Origin of the sequence: Xenorhabdus sp. PB61.4, assembly GCF_963894935.1 — a bacterium.
In the GTDB taxonomy this organism is placed as follows: Bacteria; Pseudomonadota; Gammaproteobacteria; order Enterobacterales; family Enterobacteriaceae; genus Xenorhabdus; species Xenorhabdus stockiae.
In genome coordinates, this window is the sequence record NZ_CAWQJR010000149.1 from 1 (window position 1) to 19376 (window position 19376).

15 protein-coding genes are annotated in these 19376 nt (G+C 44.6%); 5 read left to right on the top strand and 10 right to left on the bottom strand.

Annotation, left to right across the window (positions count from 1 at the left end):
- Nucleotides 1–349 precede the first annotated feature (349 nt).
- Nucleotides 350–1834 carry an aldehyde dehydrogenase family protein gene (locus tag AACX68_RS08510; RefSeq protein ID WP_228858859.1) on the top strand — a complete coding sequence of 495 codons (1485 nt, stop codon included), beginning with the start codon at nucleotides 350–352 and terminating at the stop codon, nucleotides 1832–1834.
- A 45-nt stretch (nucleotides 1835–1879) separates the two neighbouring features.
- Here the strand turns inward: AACX68_RS08510 and AACX68_RS08515 are convergent, their stop codons facing one another.
- The 8 genes from AACX68_RS08515 to rlmD all read right to left on the bottom strand — a co-directional run bounded on the left by AACX68_RS08515 (nucleotide 1880) and on the right by rlmD (nucleotide 12221).
- A complete protein-coding gene (locus tag AACX68_RS08515; RefSeq protein WP_228858860.1) occupies nucleotides 1880–2404 on the bottom strand; it encodes a GNAT family N-acetyltransferase in 525 nt (174 codons plus the stop codon).
- On the bottom strand, nucleotides 2404–2682 hold the full coding sequence (locus tag AACX68_RS08520; protein ID WP_228858861.1) for a type II toxin-antitoxin system TacA family antitoxin: 279 nt from the start codon (nucleotides 2680–2682) through the stop codon (nucleotides 2404–2406). The genes AACX68_RS08515 and AACX68_RS08520 overlap by 1 nt, the downstream gene beginning before the upstream one ends.
- 151 nt (nucleotides 2683–2833) lie before the next feature.
- Complete coding sequence (locus AACX68_RS08525) at nucleotides 2834–4219, bottom strand: SLC13 family permease (RefSeq protein ID WP_228858862.1); 1386 nt, start codon at nucleotides 4217–4219, stop codon at nucleotides 2834–2836.
- 354 nt (nucleotides 4220–4573) lie between these two features.
- Entirely contained in the window at nucleotides 4574–5875 is a 1302-nt protein-coding gene (gene eno / locus AACX68_RS08530; protein WP_099122444.1) for a phosphopyruvate hydratase, read from the bottom strand.
- An 85-nt stretch (nucleotides 5876–5960) separates the two neighbouring features.
- The gene (gene pyrG / locus AACX68_RS08535; protein ID WP_228858863.1) at nucleotides 5961–7598 is read right to left on the bottom strand and encodes a glutamine hydrolyzing CTP synthase; all 1638 of its coding nucleotides are present in this window, start codon (nucleotides 7596–7598) and stop codon (nucleotides 5961–5963) included.
- A 195-nt stretch (nucleotides 7599–7793) separates the two neighbouring features.
- Nucleotides 7794–8624, bottom strand: coding sequence for a nucleoside triphosphate pyrophosphohydrolase (gene mazG / locus AACX68_RS08540; protein WP_370630285.1), 831 nt, complete (start codon nucleotides 8622–8624; stop codon nucleotides 7794–7796).
- Between the two features lie 6 nt (nucleotides 8625–8630).
- Nucleotides 8631–10868: a GTP diphosphokinase gene (gene relA, locus AACX68_RS08545; protein WP_228858864.1), complete on the bottom strand. Its 2238-nt coding sequence runs from the start codon at nucleotides 10866–10868 to the stop codon at nucleotides 8631–8633.
- Between the two features lie 9 nt (nucleotides 10869–10877).
- Nucleotides 10878–12221, bottom strand: coding sequence for a 23S rRNA (uracil(1939)-C(5))-methyltransferase RlmD (rlmD, locus tag AACX68_RS08550; RefSeq protein WP_228858865.1), 1344 nt, complete (start codon nucleotides 12219–12221; stop codon nucleotides 10878–10880).
- A 53-nt stretch (nucleotides 12222–12274) separates the two neighbouring features.
- Here rlmD and AACX68_RS08555 point away from each other — a divergent pair, with 53 nt between their 5' ends.
- Nucleotides 12275–14632 carry an ATP-binding protein gene (locus AACX68_RS08555; protein WP_228858866.1) on the top strand — a complete coding sequence of 786 codons (2358 nt, stop codon included), beginning with the start codon at nucleotides 12275–12277 and terminating at the stop codon, nucleotides 14630–14632.
- Here AACX68_RS08555 and dgt read toward each other — a convergent pair.
- Nucleotides 14616–16148, bottom strand: coding sequence for a dGTPase (gene dgt / locus AACX68_RS08560; protein ID WP_228858867.1), 1533 nt, complete (start codon nucleotides 16146–16148; stop codon nucleotides 14616–14618). The genes AACX68_RS08555 and dgt overlap by 17 nt on opposite strands.
- 260 nt (nucleotides 16149–16408) lie before the next feature.
- Here dgt and mtnN point away from each other — a divergent pair, with 260 nt between their 5' ends.
- The 3 genes from mtnN (at nucleotide 16409) to AACX68_RS08575 (ending at nucleotide 18691) form a co-directional block, all read left to right on the top strand.
- Nucleotides 16409–17107 carry a 5'-methylthioadenosine/S-adenosylhomocysteine nucleosidase gene (gene mtnN, locus AACX68_RS08565; protein ID WP_099109962.1) on the top strand — a complete coding sequence of 233 codons (699 nt, stop codon included), beginning with the start codon at nucleotides 16409–16411 and terminating at the stop codon, nucleotides 17105–17107.
- An 89-nt stretch (nucleotides 17108–17196) separates the two neighbouring features.
- The gene (gene btuF / locus AACX68_RS08570) at nucleotides 17197–17997 is read left to right on the top strand and encodes a vitamin B12 ABC transporter substrate-binding protein BtuF (RefSeq protein ID WP_228858887.1); all 801 of its coding nucleotides are present in this window, start codon (nucleotides 17197–17199) and stop codon (nucleotides 17995–17997) included.
- Between the two features lie 286 nt (nucleotides 17998–18283).
- The gene (locus AACX68_RS08575) at nucleotides 18284–18691 is read left to right on the top strand and encodes a glycine-rich domain-containing protein (protein WP_228858868.1); all 408 of its coding nucleotides are present in this window, start codon (nucleotides 18284–18286) and stop codon (nucleotides 18689–18691) included.
- A 313-nt stretch (nucleotides 18692–19004) separates the two neighbouring features.
- On the opposite strand, the gene erpA is transcribed toward AACX68_RS08575, so the two are convergent.
- Nucleotides 19005–19349 carry an iron-sulfur cluster insertion protein ErpA gene (gene erpA, locus AACX68_RS08580; protein WP_099122435.1) on the bottom strand — a complete coding sequence of 115 codons (345 nt, stop codon included), beginning with the start codon at nucleotides 19347–19349 and terminating at the stop codon, nucleotides 19005–19007.
- Between the last annotated feature and the right edge of the window lie 27 nt (nucleotides 19350–19376).

A 19376-nucleotide genomic window follows, 5' to 3' on the forward strand; every position in this document is an offset into this window, starting at 1 on the left:
TTTCAATAGTTATCTTAAAACCCATAATATAAGTTGATAGCAATAATAAATTATATTGATAATAAAATTGGCAGGATAATAATTAAAAAATCTATTTATGATTTCATCAAAAATCGAAGGTTTATATTAAAACCGCAACAGAACCTCTTAAAAAATAATAACAAAACCACATCAATAATCATTCTCTGAATTTATTTACAACGTTTATTACTCTGTTAAAACATAAACATCACCCTCTTATTTATTGATACAGGTCTTATATATTTAAATCCAAAATTAAGAATAGGCTCAATAATTTTTTTGAATATATGGTTTAGCATACCAAAAATCAAAGTATCTGGAGAATATAATGAAGAAGTTACATGATATCGCAACAGAATTATTACCTGCCAAATCTTATAGAATGCTGATTGGCGGCGAATGGGTAGATAGCACTTCAAAAGAAACCATGAAGAGCTATAATCCGGCAACCGGAGAACTACTGACTGAATATGCAGCAGGAAATGCTCAGGATGTTGAACTGGCTGTCCGGGCGGCAAAAAAAGCTTTACCGGCATGGCGAAAAACTTCAGCCGAAAAAAAGCAATCCCTCCTACTGAAAATTGCCGATTTACTGGAAGCTGAAGCAGAACGTTTTATCACCCTGGAAACCTTAGATGGGGGTAAAACACAATCTTTATGCCGTAATTTTGATATCCCATTCGCTATCGATCATTTCCGTTATTTTGCTGGTGTGATCCGTGCTCACTCTGATGCATCTGATGTCATTGATGAAAATACTCTCAGTCTGGTTATCAGAGAACCAATAGGTGTCATTGGTCAAATTATTCCCTGGAACTTCCCTCTGCTGATGGCAGCCTGGAAAATTGCTCCTGCTCTGGCGGCGGGTAATACTATCGTTATCAACCCGGCCAGCCTGACCCCGATCACACTGCTAGAACTAGGCCGTATCATTAATCAGGTTCTTCCTGCGGGCGTTGTCAATATCGTCACAGGTCGTGGCTCTGTTGTTGGTCAGGCGATCCTCGATCATGAAGGCATTGACAAGGTAGCCTTTACAGGCTCAACAGAAGTCGGTTACAACGTTGCCGCTGCAGCCGCTAAAAGGCTGATTCCTGCGACGCTCGAGCTGGGAGGCAAGTCTGCCAATATCGTTTTCCCTGATGCCAATATGAAAAAAGCGGTCAAATGTGCAGCCCACGCTATTTTACTGAATCAGGGGCAGGCTTGTGAGTCTGGTGCTCGTCTATTCCTGCATAAAGATATCTATGATTCATTCCTGCAATCATTAAAAACCGTCTTTGAATCTATCCGCGTCGGTGATCCGATGGATCCGGCCACTGAGATGAGCTGTCAGGTCAGTGAAGAACAGATGAATACGATTCTGGACTATATTGACCTCGCTAAACAGGAAGGTGCGACCATTCTTACCGGCGGTAAACGCATTACTGGTGCAGGTTATGACGATGGCTTCTTTGTCCAGCCAACGATCCTTACCAATGTCACTAATAATATGCGGGTAGCTCAGGAGGAAATTTTCGGGCCAGTGCTTTGTGTCATTCCTTTCAGTAATGAAGACGAAGTTGTGGAAATGGCTAATGATTCAGAATATGGTCTGGCGGGAGCAGTCTGGACACAGGATATCAACCGCGCCCTGCGTGTCGCCAAAGCCATTGAGGCAGGCCGTATATGGATCAATACCTATCATGAACTTCCGGCTCACACACCATTTGGCGGCTATAAGAAATCAGGACTTGGGCGGGAAACGCATAAAATGATTCTGGATGCTTATACTGAAGTTAAAAATATCTACATCAGTACCAAAGAAGATTAAGTCATAATATAAAATCAATCGTCTCCTTTTTCGGAGCGATTGATTTTATAGTTTTCCGGAGGCTGACAACGTTGCGTAAATAGTTTTGAGCGGTAATACCAGTGTAAGTGGCTCATCATTCAATGGCACTGCACCATATCCTTTATACCAACTGCATACATCATCGTTTTTCGCATCTATCAGCATTGCCACGCCACCAACCTGCATTGCAGCCTGTAAGCAACGGCGTCCTGCGGATAATAGTAATTGTCCCCCGACGCCCTGTCCCTGAATAGACTTATCAACAGCTAACCGGCCTAATCGAAATACTGGTACATCATATCTGCCAAGCCCCGATGTAATTACATCAGGAGTTCGCTCATAAAGAAGTGAAGCAGGGCTGACAGAATAAAAACCATGAATTCGGGTGGTATCTCGATTATCAATTGCCAGAAAAGTCTTTGCTGCACCTTTCTCATGATTTTGTCGTGCGTGGCGCTGTAAGTACTGGTTTAACTGGACATCTCCGCAATCAAACGCCGCACGATTATGATGTTTGCTAATGGCTTCCTCATGCCAATCGCTAAACATTACTTTCTCTCCGGCATAGCAAAAGCAGCAGCCAACAATTTAGCATTTGGTTCCGGAGGGTTATCCAGTAGCTCCATTACAAGTTTGCTATCACGTTCAGTTAAATGAACCCGTTCTTCATCTTCAACAACTTTTTTAGCAATAGGCAATACATTACTGACGACAAAATCAGTTAAATTAGTTTGCTGAATTGCAGCTGCACGTGCCAGCAAAGATTTCGCATCGGTACTAATGCGCAATGAGATCCTCTCATTAGTTTCCACAATAATCTGAGGCATGATTATTCTCCTTATCTGTATATGTTTCGTACAATTATAAATCTTTTATGTACACTTTCAATACATACAAAAATTAATCAGCAGAAATATTTTTTCCTAAAAAAAAAAGGATGCCAACCGGCATCCTCATTTTTCTTGCTATAAATATCAATTAAATCCAGAAGAACCAGGCAACGACAGAGATAATTGCGATACATGCCAAGTTCAATACGATACCCACACGTACCATTTCCGTCTGCTTGATATAGCCGGAGCCATAAACAATCGCATTTGGTGGTGTTGCTACAGGCAGCATGAATGCACAGGATGCACCAATACCAATAATCATGGTCAGCACAATCACCGGCATTCCCAAAGCTTCTGCAACTGTGGCAAAAATAGGAACAAGCAGCGCTGCACTGGCTGTATTACTGGTAAATTCCGTCAGGAAGATAATGAATGCTGCGATAGCAACAATGATCACAAACCACGGGCTTGAACCAAATGTTGCCGCCATACCATTTGCCATCACTTCGCTGGCGCCAGAGTTTTTCAGGACAGCACTTAATGTCAGGCCGCCGCCAAACAGCATCAACACGCCCCATTCAGTGTTATTTTGGATCTGTGACCATGTTGATACGCCTGTGATACCAATCAGAATAGCCGCACTCACCGCAATGATGGTATCCAAATCTTTAATACCACCCAGAGCATCACTGATGATAGAGCTGGAAATCCAGCACACAACTGTCAGCAGGAAAATAAACATGGCGATAACACGTTTACCATTCCATTCCAGATGCTCAAGTTCCAGATCAAATTTATGATTCAGATTCGGACGCAACATGATGTACATCAGCATGACCATAACCGGCAACAGAATAATCACCATTGGTACGCCATATTTCATCCATGTCATAAAATCCATGCCCAGCTGTGCCGCAGCAATTGCGTTAGGCGGGCTGCCGACCAAAGTACCCAAACCGCCAATACTGGCGCTATACGCTACACCCAGTAACACAAAGACAAATGTATTACGTTCGGTACGTACATCCAGATTAGCCAGAATACCCAGAATAAGCGGCAACATCATTGCAGCAGTTGCCGTGTTGCTGATCCACATAGAAAGCAGAGCCGTGATACCAAATATCAGCATCACCGCCACTGACAAACGCCCACGGGCAATCAGCAGAAGACGGTTGGCTATCAGTCTGTCCAGACCTTGGATATGTAGCGCTGTCGCCAGTGCAAAACCACCAAAAAATAAGAATATAATTGGGTTTGCAAAAGATTTCAGCGCGTCACCGGTATTCATCAATCCCATTCCAACCGCCAGAATTGGAATACACAGTGCGGTAATTGTGACGTGAATGGCTTCGGTAAGCCATAACACACCGACAAATGCCATCAATGCCAAACCTGCATTTGCTTTTTCGCTATAAGGCAAAAACTTCAGCAAAGCAATCAGCAAGATGATATCCAGCGCAAGAATAATAAAGCCTCTTTTATTTGAGGGCATCGGCCCGACCGCTGGGGTTAAAGATTCTGAAGCGTCCATGAAGACTCCATACAACAATGAAACATAACTCCGTAATGTATAAATAATAATTAATGAATCATTGCTCTAAATGTTAAAGAATTACATTACATGTGAAATAATAAGGAGTCTGAACGATAAATAAAATACGAGGTGTGCGATTTTGGGATCTGCTACGCGAGATTTGCTTAATTAATAATTAAAAGAGCAAAAAAACAGCATATTTTATGGAGTTATGTCACATTTCTGGTTTTTGAGCTGCCTGAATAATTATCTATTATCCGGCAGAGAAAGAAAAGAAGAATAAGGCGAAAGGGTATAACTCTTTCGCCAAATCATAAATAAAAATTACTATTTATTGAAGCAAATCAGCAATTATGCCTGACCTTTAACTTCTTGCAGACCATTGAAAGGAGCACGGTTGCCCAGCGCTTCTTCGATACGGATCAACTGATTGTATTTAGCAACACGGTCAGAACGGCTCATTGAACCTGTTTTGATTTGACCCGCCGCAGTACCTACTGCCAGATCAGCAATGGTTGCATCTTCAGTTTCACCTGAGCGGTGAGAGATAACGGCTGTGTAACCTGCTTCTTTTGCCATTTTGATTGCAGCCAGTGTTTCGGTCAGAGAACCGATCTGGTTGAATTTAATCAGAATGGAGTTAGCGATACCTTTTTCGATACCTTCTTTCAGGATCTTGGTATTAGTGACGAACAGATCGTCACCAACCAGCTGGATTTTATCACCCAGAACTTTAGTCTGGTAAGCGAAGCCGTCCCAGTCAGATTCGTTCAGGCCATCTTCGATAGAAACGATTGGATACTCTTTGGTCAGACCTTCCAGATAGTGAGTGAACTCCTGAGAAGTGAAAGTCTTACCTTCGCCTTTCAGTTCATAGTTACCCGTTTCTTCGTTATAGAATTCAGAAGCTGCGCAGTCCATCGCCAGAGTGATGTCTTTACCCAGTACATAACCTGCTTGTTCTACCGCTTCTTTAATAGCGGCCAGAGCAGCTGCGTTGGATTCCAGATTTGGTGCATAACCACCTTCATCACCCACTGCAGTATTCATGCCTTTTGCTTTCAGAACTTTTGCCAGATTATGGAAAACTTCAGAACCGATGCGTACCGCTTCTTTCAGCGTGCTCGCACCTACTGGCTGGATCATGAATTCCTGAATGTCTACGTTGTTATCAGCGTGCTCACCACCGTTGATGATGTTCATCATTGGCAGAGGCATGGAGAATCGACCCGGAGTACCGTTCAGTTCAGCAATGTGCTCGTACAGAGGCATACCCTTTGACGCTGCTGCCGCTTTAGCATTTGCAAGAGAAACAGCCAAAATCGCGTTAGCACCGAAGTTGGATTTGTTTTCAGTTCCATCCAGCTCGATCATGATTTTGTCGATATTCGCCTGATCTTTCGCATCCTGACCAGCCAGAGCCTGCGCAATCGGGCCATTTACCGCAGCAATTGCCTTCAGTACACCTTTACCCATGAAACGTGATTTATCACCATCACGCAGTTCCAATGCTTCACGGGAACCTGTTGATGCACCTGATGGTGCCGCAGCCAGACCTACAAAGCCGCCTTCCAGATGTACTTCCGCTTCTACCGTTGGGTTACCACGGGAATCGATGATTTCACGGCCGAGCACTTTAACGATTTTGGACATTAGGTTTTCCTCAGTACAAGTTAAATTCCGGGCAATTGATGGTTACTCAAAAGGTAGAGCAAAACTCCATCAATCGCCCTATACCTTATTTCAACTGGCTTTTCTGGTATTTGCCTGCGGCTTCAACGAAACCGGCAAATAACGGATGGCCATCGCGAGGCGTTGAAGTGAATTCAGGATGGAACTGACATGCCACAAACCACGGGTGATTCGGGTTCTCAATAATTTCCACCAGTTTATTGTCGATTGAACGACCAGCAATACGCAGGCCTGCATCTTCAATGCGTTTCAACAATAAGTTGTTCACTTCGTAACGATGGCGGTGACGTTCGATAATATCGTCCTGACCATACAGGTTACGCACCAGACTGTTTTCAGTCAGACGGCACAGCTGGCCACCAACACGCATCGTTCCGCCGAGATCACTCTCTTCGCTACGTACTTCAACGTTGCCGTTCTCATCACGCCATTCGGTGATCAGACCTACAACCGGTAACTTACATTCAGGTTCAAACTCAGTCGAGTTCGCTCCTTCCATACCCGCAACATTGCGCGCAAATTCAATCAGAGCAACCTGCATTCCCAGACAAATTCCCAGATAAGGGATTTTGTTTTCACGGGCATAACGTGCTGTCATAATCTTGCCTTCGATACCACGGCCACCGAAGCCGCCCGGCACCAGAATGGCATCCAGACCTTTCAGTACTTCAACACTACGGGTTTCAACATCCTGAGAATCGATCAGTTTGATGTTGACGGTCAGACGATTTTTCAGACCAGCGTGTTTCAGTGCTTCAATCACGGACTTATAAGCATCCGGCAATTCGATATATTTGCCCACCATACCGATGGTCACTTCGCCCGACGGATTAGCTTCTTCATAAATGACCTGTTCCCATTCGGACAGATCCGCTTCCGGGCGTTCGATGCTGAATCGATTACAAATATAATCATCTAAGCCCTGAGATTTCAAGAGGGCTGGGATTTTATAAATAGAATCAACATCTTTTAAAGAGATAACTGCTTTCTCTGGTACGTTACAGAACAGAGCAATTTTTGCCCGCTCGTTGGCCGGAATAATGCGATCTGAACGGCAGATCAAAACATCAGGCTGGATACCAATGGAAAGCAATTCTTTCACTGAATGCTGAGTAGGCTTGGTTTTCACTTCACCGGCTGCTGCCATATAAGGCACCAGAGTCAGGTGCATAAACAGCGTGTTCTCACGGCCTACTTCTACTGCCATCTGACGAATGGCTTCAAGGAATGGCAGGGATTCGATATCACCGACAGTACCGCCGATTTCCACCAGCACAACATCATAGCCTTCTGCGCCACGGATGATGCGGTCTTTGATTTCGTTAGTGATATGAGGAATAACCTGAATGGTTGCGCCCAGATAATCGCCACGGCGTTCTTTGCGCAGAACTTCGGAATAAACACGACCCGTCGTAAAGTTATTGCGACGTGTCATTTTGGTTCGAATGAAACGTTCGTAATGACCTAAATCGAGATCAGTTTCAGCGCCATCTTCGGTTACGAAAACTTCCCCGTGTTGGGTTGGGCTCATTGTACCTGGATCAACGTTGATGTACGGGTCCAGTTTCATAATGGTGACATTGAGTCCACGGGCTTCGAGTATGGCCGCCAAAGAGGCTGCGGCAATGCCTTTACCCAGAGAGGATACGACCCCGCCGGTCACAAAAATATAATTAGTTTTCATGCTGAACCTGAAAGTTTAGGTTTAAAAGGATGATGAATATAACAGGACGGGAAAGCAGTATACCCTAACCTTAAATGCGCTACAAACCCTATCTCCTTTATCTATTTAAGTGTAGCAATTTCCAGGAGAAATTAATCACGGCCCAGACCAAAAAAAGTCCGGCTTCTCCAGAGATAACCGGACTTTTATGTAGAATCAAGCTTTCTGCTTTTTCACCTGCTCCCACATTTTATCCATTTCCTCTAATGTGGCAGTTTCCATTGTTAATCCGCTATCGAGGATGAGCTTTTCAACATTGCGAAAACGATTTTCGAATTTCTGGCAGGCTTTCTGGAGGGCCATTTCAGGTTTATGCCCCAAATGACGGGATAAGTTAACTACCGCAAATAACAAATCACCCAGTTCTTCTTCCACACGTTCATCATCCACAACCGCCTGTTTGGCTTCATCCATCACTTCGTCAATTTCTTCATACACCTTGTCTAACACAGGGCCGACGGTATCCCAGTCAAACCCGACAGAGGCACAGCGTTTCTGGATTTTATAGGCTTTCATCAGTGATGGCAGGCTGGCAGGAATATCATCCAGAACTGAGTGCTGGTCTTTTTCCGCTCTTTCTGCTGTTTTGCGCTGCTCCCAGCTACCAATAGCTTCCTCGCTGCTGATACCCGCCTGTTGATTGAAAATATGTGGATGCCTGCGTTCCAGTTTGTTACAGACAGCCTCACAGATATCATCGAAATCAAACTGTTGTTCTTCCTGCGCCATTTGGGCATAAAACACAATATGGAACAGCAGGTCGCCCAACTCTTCTTTCAGAGCATTGGCATCATTGCGCTCAATGGCATCGATGACTTCATAAGTCTCTTCCAGTGTGTAAGGTGCAATAGTCGCTGAGGTTTGTACCTTATCCCACGGGCAACCGTGCTGAGGATGGCGCAACTGCGCCATAATCTCTTTCAGTCTTTCAATGCTTTTCATACTATCAGTCATACTTGCAACTGGCGTGGTATTTACTTTATCCATAACTCATTAATTTCCATGCAGACGTCTGGCTTCAATCACATCAGGCAGTTGATTCAGTTTTGCCAGAACCCGACCCAGCACCTGCAAGTTGTAAATCTCAATATTCATATCGATAGTGGCCAGTTGCTGCTTCACATCACTGCGACTACTGACACCTAATACATTCACTTTTTCGTTAGCAAGGATTGTGGTGATATCACGCAGTAATCCGCTGCGATCATTGGCGAGCACTCTCACCACCAGAGAATAGCCACTGGAGTAACTTTCTCCCCATACCGCATCCACCACACGTTCTGGCGCACTTGCTTCCAGTTCAGTTAATTGATCACAATCTGCCCGATGGATGGAAATACCGCGTCCGCGTGTAATAAATCCGGTAATATCATCCCCCGGAATCGGCTGGCAGCAGCGGGCGATATGGTGCATCAGGTTACCTACGCCTTCCACAACAACCCGACCATTATCTTTCTTACTATTCCGCTGTGTGAATGTTTTGTTCTCAAGAGTGCGGAGCGCTTCCCGATCCGCCTCTTCAGCCGTAGTTTTATTAAATTTGCTTTGCAGGAAATTCGCCAACTGATGAATCCGGATATCACCAACACCAATACCCGCCAGCACTTCCTCCAGCGAATTCACGTTATAACGGGCAATCAGCTCTTTTTCTGCTTCTTTGATCGTGACACCCAAATGTGCCAGTTCACTATCCAGCATCTGGCGACCGGCAATAATGTTTTTATCGCGATCCTGCTTACGGAACCAATTGTGGATCTTCGCCCGTCCGCGGCTGGTCGTGACATAGCCAAGATTAGGGTTCAGCCAGTCACGGCTTGGATTCGGTTGTTTCTGGGTGATAACTTCAATCTGATCACCCATCTGGAGCTGATAACTGAACGGCACGATACGCCCACCAATTTTCGCCCCAATACAGCGATGACCGACATCACTGTGAATGTGATAGGCAAAATCCAGCGGTGTTGAACCCGTCGGTAAATCAATCACATCCCCTTTTGGCGTGAAAACATAAACACGATCATCGAATACCTGACTGCGGACTTCATCCAGCATCTCTCCGGTATCGGCCATCTCTTCCTGCCATGCAATCAGCTTCCGCAGCCATGCAATCCGGCTTTCATAACTGCCTGATTTACCACCGCCAATCGCCGTACCTTCTTTATATTTCCAGTGAGCAGCCACGCCCAGTTCAGCATCATCATGCATCTGGCGGGTACGGATCTGAATTTCAAGTGTTTTACCGCTCGGCCCCAACACCACGGTATGGATTGACTGATAACCGTTTGGTTTCGGATTGGCAACGTAATCATCAAACTCATCCGGCAAATGGCGATAGTGAGTATGCACTATTCCCAATGCGGCATAGCAATCCTGCAAACGTTCAACGACAATACGAACGGCACGCACATCAAACAACTCATCAAACGCCAGAGATTTTTTCTGCATCTTGCGCCAGATGCTATAAATATGTTTGGGACGCCCGTAAATCTCTCCCGAAATTCCTTCTTTGAGCATATAACGGCGCAGCGTCGTGATAAATTTTTCGATATATTGTTCGCGATCAATCCTGCGCTCATGTAACAGTTGAGCAATTTTTTTATATTCATCAGGATGCAGGTAGCGGAAGCAAAAATCTTCCAGCTCCCACTTTAACTGACCAATCCCTAAACGGTTGGCAAGAGGTGCATAGATATTGGAGCACTCTTTTGCAACCAATACCCGTTCATCTTCACTGGCATCCTTAACTTCCCTCAGGTAGGCGATCCGCTCCGCCAGTTTAATAATCACACAGCGGAAATCTTCTACCATTGACAACAACATCCGGCGTACATTATCCACCTGCACTGAACAGGTAGCATCGGTATGCGTGGCTTTCAGCTGGCGGATAGCATCCATTTCCAGTACACCATGAACCAGATCCACGATGGGTTGACCAAACGTTTCTGTCACAGTTTCGCTGTTAAGTAGACGGGCATCAAGAAGGGGAAAAAGCAGTGCCGCACGCATGCTGTCATTATCCATGCTCAGTGTGGACAGAATTTCCACCATTTCAACACCACGCCACAATAACAACTCGGCATTAGGGTGATTCTGAACTTTTTCGTGACAGTAATGCCATGTTTCGGCTAATTTTTCACTGGATTGTGGATTAACAATATTTAAACTCGCAATCCATTTATCGACAGCAAATTCACCTGCCGGTGTGAGATGAGCACTTCTTACTGCAACCATAATTTCTCCCTACTCGATAGTCATCGGCTCTCGGCTGAATAAAGCCATAGATTCCAGATGACCGGTGTGCGGAAACATATCCAGCATCCGCACACTGACAAGATGATAACCGACCTCCAGCAGAACTTTGCTGTCCCGCGCCAGGGTTGTGGGATTACAAGAAACATAAACCACTTTTTCAGGGGCCAGTTTTACTATATGTGACATGACACCAGCAGCACCTGCACGAGCTGGATCCAATAATACTTTATTGAAGCCTTGTGCGGCCCACGGCTGCTGATGGATATCCGATTCCAGATTTTCGTGGAAAAAATTGACGTTACTAAGCCCATTTAACCGGGCATTATATTGCCCGCTTGCAACCAATGCCGCAACGCCTTCCACGCCAACAACCGCCTGAACCTTAGCCGCTATTGGCAGAGTGAAATTTCCCATACCACAGAAGAGATCCAATACCCGGTCTTCCGGCTGCAAATCCAGCCATGACAGGGCCTGAGCGACCATTTTCTGGTTAACCGCATCATTCACCTGAATAAAATCCTGCGGGCTGAATACTAATTTTAAACCATCCACCTGATACCACGGCTCAGATTGCTCTTCTTCAGGAGACAACGGCTCAAGAGGAGTTTCATCGCCAGCCAGATAAATCATCACCTGATTTTGCTTCGCAAAAGCCCGCAGTATTTCTTTATCTTCATGCTTTATGGGGGCGAGATGACGTAAAACAACTAACGGGCCATTATCTGCCAGCACTAATTCAACATGTCCCAGTCGTTTTGCCACTTTCAGGCTGTTTAAACAAAGGGATAGCGGCTGCAATAATTTTTCCATTTCAGGATGCATGACCGGGCAATGCCCGATATCCACCAAATCATTGGTCTGGCTCTGACGGAATCCCATCACTAATTTACCCTGCCTGACCTGATATTGCAGGCCAAGCCTTGCCCTGCGACGATACCCATACTCAGGGCTGTGAATAATGGGCTGCGCACTGATACTGATGCCCGTCTCCCGCTGGATCAGATGTTCCAGTACACTGGCTTTCGTTTTCGCCTGTAACTCAGGTGCGACATGCTGCTGCTGACAACCTCCACACATTTTGAAATGCGGGCAGCGCGGATTCACACGAAACGGGCTGTCTGATAAGCGCTTAACCACTTTGGCTTTAGCAAACTGGCGTTTCTCTTCTGTCAGTTGAACTTGCGCCTGCTCACCGGGCAATAACCCCGGAATAAAGATCGTTTTGCCTTGATGACGGGCAATACCCTGCCCCTGAGCATCAAGATTGTCTGCGGTAACGGAAATAATGCTTCGGTTTACGGAGCGGCGATTTGGGGAGTAAAATTGCACCATGATTCTGACTGACTTTGAAAAATTGAGTTTTGATTTTCCCACAATGGATGCTTATGACCAAATATAGCCTGCGCACCCGTATGATGAGCCTGATTTTGGTTCCTGTCTTATTGGTCGGAACACTTGTGAGTATATCATTTATCTCATACCGCTATTATGAGTTGAAGAGCCTGATAGTCCGCAGTGGGATCAGCATTATTGAGCCGTTATCCATTGCCAGCGAGGTAGGAATAAATCTGGATAACAGTAAAGGCGTAAAATCATTGATAAATCGCCTTCATCGCCGGAATTCTGAAATCGTTATGGCCATTGCGATTTTTGATGAACATCATCAGCTGTTCGAAATTTCCAATGATAAATATGATGTCAACCTGTTGAGACTCAGGCCGAATGATCCCATTCCGACAACACTGACTAAAGAAGAAGACAGCAACAGCATTATCCTGAAAATGCCGATTATCTCGGAAAGCAGCGCTTCTAACGGGTGGCCGGAAACACCACATAAACCCGTCCCCATCGGTTATATCGCCATTGATTTGGATTTGCGGGCAGCGCAACTCCAGCAATACAAGGAGATCGCAACCTCTATCATTTTGCTGATCCTCTGTCTTGGCGGAACCGCACTGTTTGCCCATATTCTGGTGCGTAAAGTTACAGAGCCTCTGGAATGTATGGTTAAAGCCGTTAACCGTATCCGGCAGGGGCAGTTGAATACACGAGTAACGGGAGCCATGCCGGGCGAGTTATCCGCACTCCAGAATGGGATTAATACCGTCGCGGAATCACTGTCAAAATATAAAGACGACATGCAACTGCATATCGATCAGGCCACTTCTGACCTACAAATTACAATGGAACAGTTGGAAATTCAAAATGTGGAACTGACTATCGCCAAAAAACGGGCACAGGAAGCAGTCAGGATAAAAACCGAATTTCTGGCGAATATGTCCCATGAATTGCGAACCCCGCTTAACGGTGTCATCGGGTTTACCCGCCAGATGCTGAAAACCCCGATAACCTATCAACAGGCAGAATATCTCCATGTCATTGAACGTTCCGCCAACAATTTGCTGAAAATCATCAATGATATTCTGGATTTTTCACGTCTGGAATCCAATAAACTAATATTAGATCAAATTCCTTTCTTACTGCGTGATACCGTCAATGAGGTTATCGAATTACTGACACCTTCTGCCAGTGCGAAAAATCTTCCCCTGCACCACTATATCGATGAGCAGCTACCAAACCTGATGATTGGTGATCCCATCCGTTTGCAGCAAATACTCACTAACTTAATTGGCAATGCGATTAAATTCACAGATGAGGGCAATATCACACTGGAAATAAAGCTGCGCCAGCAAAAGCACCATATGGTGCAAATCGACTTTACCGTGACTGATACCGGGATTGGTATTAAATCAGAGTATCGCCCTATTCTGTTTCAGGCATTCAATCAGGCCGATGCCAGCATTACACGCCATTACGGTGGCACAGGGTTAGGATTAAGCATCACCAAGCGGCTGGTTAATGAAATGAACGGAGAAATCGATTTCATCAGTGAACCCACCAGAGGGACGGTCTTTTATTTTGATATCTGGCTGGAAAAAGAGGAGTTCCTGTTAGATTCAGTGCCTGCACATTTATCTCAGCCTCACACGTCATTCCGCCTGCCTATGACAGTTATGGCAGTCGATGATAATCCGGCTAATCTGAAATTAATCGGCGCACTTTTAAGCGAACAAGTGGACAACACTATTCTGTGTAGCAGTGGTATGGAAGCCCTGAAAATGGCGAAAAAACATTCTCTGGATCTCATCCTGATGGATATTCAGATGGCAGATATGGATGGAATTCAGACTTCAGAGCAAATCCATCAATTGCCGGAACATAAGCAAACCCCCATTGTTGCTGTCACCGCTTTTATCTGCGATGAAACCCGCAATCAGGGACATTCTCCTTTTATCGACTGTTTGTCTAAACCACTGGATGAGGCTCGCTTAAAAGACTTACTGCATCAGTACAGCCCAACGAAAAATCCACAAGCCATAGACTGGAAACTGGCTTTACAGCAAACCGCCGGCAAAGAATCACTGGCGCTGGAAATGCTGGCAATGCTGGTACAATCTCTGCCGGAGATGAAAACGAGAATTGAGCAGGCATTGACCGTGGAAGGTGAAGCTCACCGTAAACAGTTTTTGCATCATGTTCATCAGCTGCACGGCAGTTGCTGCTATAACGGCGTACCTAAATTAAAGATGATTTGCGAACTGATCGAAAAGCAGTTAAAGCAGAATATTTCTCTGGCTGATTTAGAGCCTGAACTACTGGAGTTTATTGACGAAATCGACCATGTTATTGCGGCAGCTCCTGACATACTGAGAGCTGCCAGAGCACTCACTTCGATACCATAAACTTGCGATATTCCTCGTAAGCATAATGGTCTGTCATGCCACTGATGTAATCCTGAATCAGACGTGCCCGATAGTAAAATTCGATCACGTCTTTTTCAGTTTCGTCAGTGGCAATAATTCCCTCTACCGCTTCGTTATAAGCCAGCCGGTGTTTAGTTGAAAGCTTGTGTAACAGGCGGGTTTCGATAAAGTATTTTGTGTGGAAGTTATTCTGGTGTAGTTCCCAAAAATCGTGGCGGGATAATTCCAGTAACGGGCTATAAACATCCAGCAAACCGGTAATAATCCGATAGCCCTGTAATTCCAGTTCTTCTACTTCCGGGTGATTGAATACCCGTTTGCGCGTCACGCTCTTTAAGGTACTCAGTAAACGGTGCTCTTCGCCGTTGGCTTCCAGTAAAGCATGATTGAAAGTACCGGCATAAATTTCCGGTAAATGCTCAATAAAACGCTCTGCTGTATAAGGGACTAACTTGCCGGTAATAAATACCCGTAAATACATAAAAAATTGTTCGTGAATATTACGGCGGGCTTCATTATTGGTCGTTTTTTTATAAGCCTGAATTACCGTCGATTCGAACAAATCACCTTTGTGGTGACCACCATTCTCTTCCCATTCCTGTTTCAGGTATTCCACCAGCTGCTCAACATTAAAAATACCTTTCTCAACCGCATCATCCAGATCAGCGATACAATAAGAAATATCATCGGCAGCTTCCATAATATAGGTCAGTGGAAAACGGCAGAAATCCCCTAATTGCAGCTCTTTTTTTAATTCACGGATAAAACTGTCTTCTGACCAGTAATAGCCTTTTTTCTTCATCAGGTAACTGAATTCTGCCGGAGATTCTTCGAGACGATAGGCCGGGCAGGTATATTTGAGAATACAGCCGATTTGGGCATACGTCAGATTCAGTTTAAGCAGGCTGTGTGCCAACCGGATAGCCTGTGCATTTCCTTCAAACTGGCATAGATCCATCCGTAACTGGCATCGGAACAGATCTTTTTTCTCTTCTCCGCTCAAGCGTAATGCTGCAACCTGACAATTATCCTGCCGATTGGCCTGTTCGGTTTCAGATAAATAGTCAGGATCTAACCGGCGGGAGAACCAGTCCTTAATCGCCGCCTCACCAAAATGACCAAAAGGGGGATTGCCGATATCATGCATCAGACAAGCCATCTCAATCAGGCTTTCAAAAGCACTCAGACGCTCACTCAGCCCATATTTTTCCAGCAAATTCTGTTTTGTCAGTTCGGCAATAATGGTTTTAGAGATATAACGACCAATTTGCTGCACTTCCAGTGAATGCGTTAACCGGCTGCGCACCGCCGCATTACGCTCCAGCGGAAACACCTGTGTTTTCTGCTGCAACCGCCGGATAGCCGCAGAGTTGATGATCCGCCCGCGATCACTTTCAAACTGCCGGTTTATCTGCTCTTCATTAGCATCATGGATAGAAGCATTTTTGTACTTGCGCTGAAAATTCAGTTTTTGCTTGAAATCAATCTTAAGCATCAATCCCCCCATATCGAATGATATGATTATTTATAGCCGGAATCTCTGGCAGACGGTTATTTAATGATACACTGCCGCATTAATCAGGCCTATATAAGTAGGCACAACCCACTAATATTCCCAATGGATTTCAGGTTGTATCGCGGCGGCAAGAGAGCTCATCCCCGGAAGCATAGATAACTATGTGACCGGGGTGAGTGAACGCAGCCAACAAAGAGACAACTTGAAAGACGACGGGAATAACAAAGAGAGTATGACACATGAAAGTCGGTGTAATAGGTGCAATGGAACAGGAAGTGACTTTGTTACGCGATCAGATAGAAGGTCTGCAAACATTGTCGCGCGGTGGATGTGAGATCTATACCGGTAAGCTGAATGGTGTTGATATCGCCTTGCTGAAATCCGGGATCGGTAAAGTCTCTTCCGCACTTGGCACTACTCTGTTAATTGAACACTGTCAGCCGGATATCGTAATTAACACCGGTTCAGCAGGCGGTCTGGATCCGAAACTGAAAGTGGGTGATATTGTGGTATCTGAAGAAGTACGTTACCACGATGCTGACCTTACCGCTTTTGGTTATGAACCGGGCCAGATGGCGCAATGCCCTGCCGCATTTATTGCTGATGAGAAATTAATTACTTTAGCTGAAAAATGTATCCAGTCTCTGGAACTGAACGCTGTCCGTGGACTGGTTTGCAGTGGCGATGCCTTTATCAACGGTTCAGAACCACTGGCACGCATCCGGGCGACTTTCCCGAACGTTGCAGCGGTTGAGATGGAAGCAGCAGCAATTGGTCATGTTTGTCATCAATATAAAGTGCCTTTCGTTGTTGTTCGCGCTATCTCTGACGTTGCAGATCAGGAATCTCATATTAGCTTTGATGAGTTTCTGGTTGTCGCGGCACAGGAATCTACCCGAATGATCAACGCAATGCTGACTGAACTCAGCAAGCAGTAATTGATTAGAGCCTATTTTATAGGCTCTAAAGTCTGGAATATCACTTAATGAAATTCTATTTGAAAACCACCGCTTATCACTCGGTCTGGATGGTATTCTTATTTCTGCTGTATAGCTTTTTAAGTGTTTTCAGTGCTCCGCTTTACGCAGCAGCGTCCCGTGTGATCAGCCTTGCCCCCTCCACAACTGAACTTGCTTATGCCGCAGGCATGGGCGATCAGCTTGTCGCCGTCAGTGCTTACTCCGATTATCCTGAAGCAGCAAAAAAACTGGAACAGGTCGCCGACTGGCAGGGTATCAATGTTGAGCGGATCATCGCCCTGAAACCTGATTTAATCTTGGCATGGCGAGGTGGTAATCCACAAAGACCACTGGAGCAACTCGCTGCACTCGGTATTCCGATTTTTTACTCTGATGTGAAAAAAGTAGAGGATGTTGCCACTGATTTAGAGCGGCTGGCAGCCTACAGTTCACATCCGGATACAGCCAAAAAAGCCGCTGCGGATATCCGGCAAAAATTCAGTCAGTTAAAACAAACTTATGCCAAAGCAAACCCTACACCAGTATTGATCCAATTTGGTATCAATCCCATTTTCACTTCATCCGGCCATACGATTCAGAGTGAAATTGTTTCTGCATGTGGAGGCAGAAATATCTTTGCCGATAGCCCCGTACCGTGGCCGCAGGTTAATCGTGAACAGGTTCTGGTGCGCAAACCGGAAGTTATTGTGATGGGCGGAACGGAAGATCAAAAACAGAGAGTAGCCGAATTCTGGCGGCCACAGTTGAATATCAAAATTGTCACCCTCAATGATGACTGGTTCAGCCGTGCCGGGCCGAGGATTATTCTCGCGACAGAGCAATTGTGTCAGCAATTAACGCTGCATTAAAAATAAGAATTCAAACATTACTGCTTTATTATTTTTATATTTAAAAATCTCTGTTTTCTGGTTATAATCCACACATCGGTTTTATACTGGTAATTATTACTAATATAAAATTGATATCACAAAAATAACTTATGTTATTAGAGGTGTTAATCATGAAAAGAACACGCAAAATAGCTAGACCATCAGCCTGTGAATAATCTCATAAACCTTTTTTGTAAATAACAAACAGGAATAGGATCTAATCCTATTCCTGCTTTATCTATGTAAAATAAAAAGGATTACTAAAATGACAAAAGAAGAATTTACTGAAAAAGTCAAACTCCTTGATCTTACGTGGATTATTAAGAAAATCACCCAAAAAGACCCGAATATAGCCAAAGTATGGACAGAAGAGGGGGCAACGGATGCAATGGAACAGTATAAAAATTTTATGTTTCTTCTATATAAATATAAAGGCAAGAATATAAAAATTGTTCCATCTATCGAAGTAGATGAAATATGGCATCATCATATTCTTGATACTCAACGTTATCAAAAAGACTGTCAAAATATTTATGGTCACTTTATGCATCATTCCCCCTATTTCGGGTTGCGGGATGATAATTATCTCAAAGAATTAAATAAAGATTTTATGATAACTCAAGAGCTTTATTTCAAAGAATTCGGGGACTATATGTACGAAGTTGACTTTTAAGCATTAAATAAACTTAATTACCATCTACCTCTAATAATTAAATTTATATAAATAAAATTATTTAGAACAATAAGCGCAATGAAAAAATGACTGAACGTGAAAAATCCATAAATTTGATAACACCTTAAGGGCAACGTGAACGTTGCCCTTAAGTTTTATACACTTCGTCTTTCAAGCTGCCTCTTTGTTGGCTGCGCTCATTCACCCCAGTCACATAGTTATCTATGCTCCCGGGGATGAACTCCCTTACCGCCGCGACGCATCTTGAAATCCATTGTGTATACATTGAAATGAGAATGTTCAATGTACCCAATCAGATACTAAAAGAAGAGCCACAACCACAAGTCGTTTTTGCGTTCGGATTAGTGACGATAAAGCGGGAGCCTTCCAGACCTTCGGTATAATCGACACAGCCGCCCACCAGATATTGCAGGCTCATCGGGTCAACTACCAGTTCAACCCCCTGTTTCTGAATTGTCATATCACCTTCGTTAATTTGATCATCGAAAGTGAAACCATACTGGAAACCGCTACAACCACCACCTGTAATATAAACCCGCAAACGCAGATTCGGGTTCTCTTCATCAGCAACCAATACTTTCACTTTGTTGGCTGCGGCATCAGTAAACTGCAAAGGTAATGCAGCATCATCGCTCATATTTTTACTCCAGTCCGGTTTTCCGGT

Excerpts from the sequence above, each read along its gene's own strand:
- mtnN (WP_099109962.1), top strand. The coding sequence starts at position 16,409 with ATGAAAGTCGGTGTAATAGGTGCAATGGAACAGGAAGTGACTTTGTTA.
- erpA (WP_099122435.1), bottom strand. The coding sequence starts at position 19,349 with ATGAGCGATGATGCTGCATTACCTTTGCAGTTTACTGATGCCGCAGCC.
- dgt (WP_228858867.1), bottom strand. The coding sequence starts at position 16,148 with ATGCTTAAGATTGATTTCAAGCAAAAACTGAATTTTCAGCGCAAGTAC.
- AACX68_RS08520 (WP_228858861.1), bottom strand. The coding sequence starts at position 2,682 with ATGCCTCAGATTATTGTGGAAACTAATGAGAGGATCTCATTGCGCATT.
- eno (WP_099122444.1), bottom strand. The coding sequence starts at position 5,875 with ATGTCCAAAATCGTTAAAGTGCTCGGCCGTGAAATCATCGATTCCCGT.
- AACX68_RS08515 (WP_228858860.1), bottom strand. The coding sequence starts at position 2,404 with ATGTTTAGCGATTGGCATGAGGAAGCCATTAGCAAACATCATAATCGT.
- AACX68_RS08555 (WP_228858866.1), top strand. The coding sequence starts at position 12,275 with ATGACCAAATATAGCCTGCGCACCCGTATGATGAGCCTGATTTTGGTT.
- relA (WP_228858864.1), bottom strand. The coding sequence starts at position 10,868 with ATGGTTGCAGTAAGAAGTGCTCATCTCACACCGGCAGGTGAATTTGCT.
- btuF (WP_228858887.1), top strand. The coding sequence starts at position 17,197 with ATGGTATTCTTATTTCTGCTGTATAGCTTTTTAAGTGTTTTCAGTGCT.
- mazG (WP_370630285.1), bottom strand. The coding sequence starts at position 8,624 with ATGGATAAAGTAAATACCACGCCAGTTGCAAGTATGACTGATAGTATG.
- AACX68_RS08525 (WP_228858862.1), bottom strand. The coding sequence starts at position 4,219 with ATGGACGCTTCAGAATCTTTAACCCCAGCGGTCGGGCCGATGCCCTCA.
- rlmD (WP_228858865.1), bottom strand. The coding sequence starts at position 12,221 with ATGGTGCAATTTTACTCCCCAAATCGCCGCTCCGTAAACCGAAGCATT.
- AACX68_RS08575 (WP_228858868.1), top strand. The coding sequence starts at position 18,284 with ATGACAAAAGAAGAATTTACTGAAAAAGTCAAACTCCTTGATCTTACG.
- AACX68_RS08510 (WP_228858859.1), top strand. The coding sequence starts at position 350 with ATGAAGAAGTTACATGATATCGCAACAGAATTATTACCTGCCAAATCT.
- pyrG (WP_228858863.1), bottom strand. The coding sequence starts at position 7,598 with ATGAAAACTAATTATATTTTTGTGACCGGCGGGGTCGTATCCTCTCTG.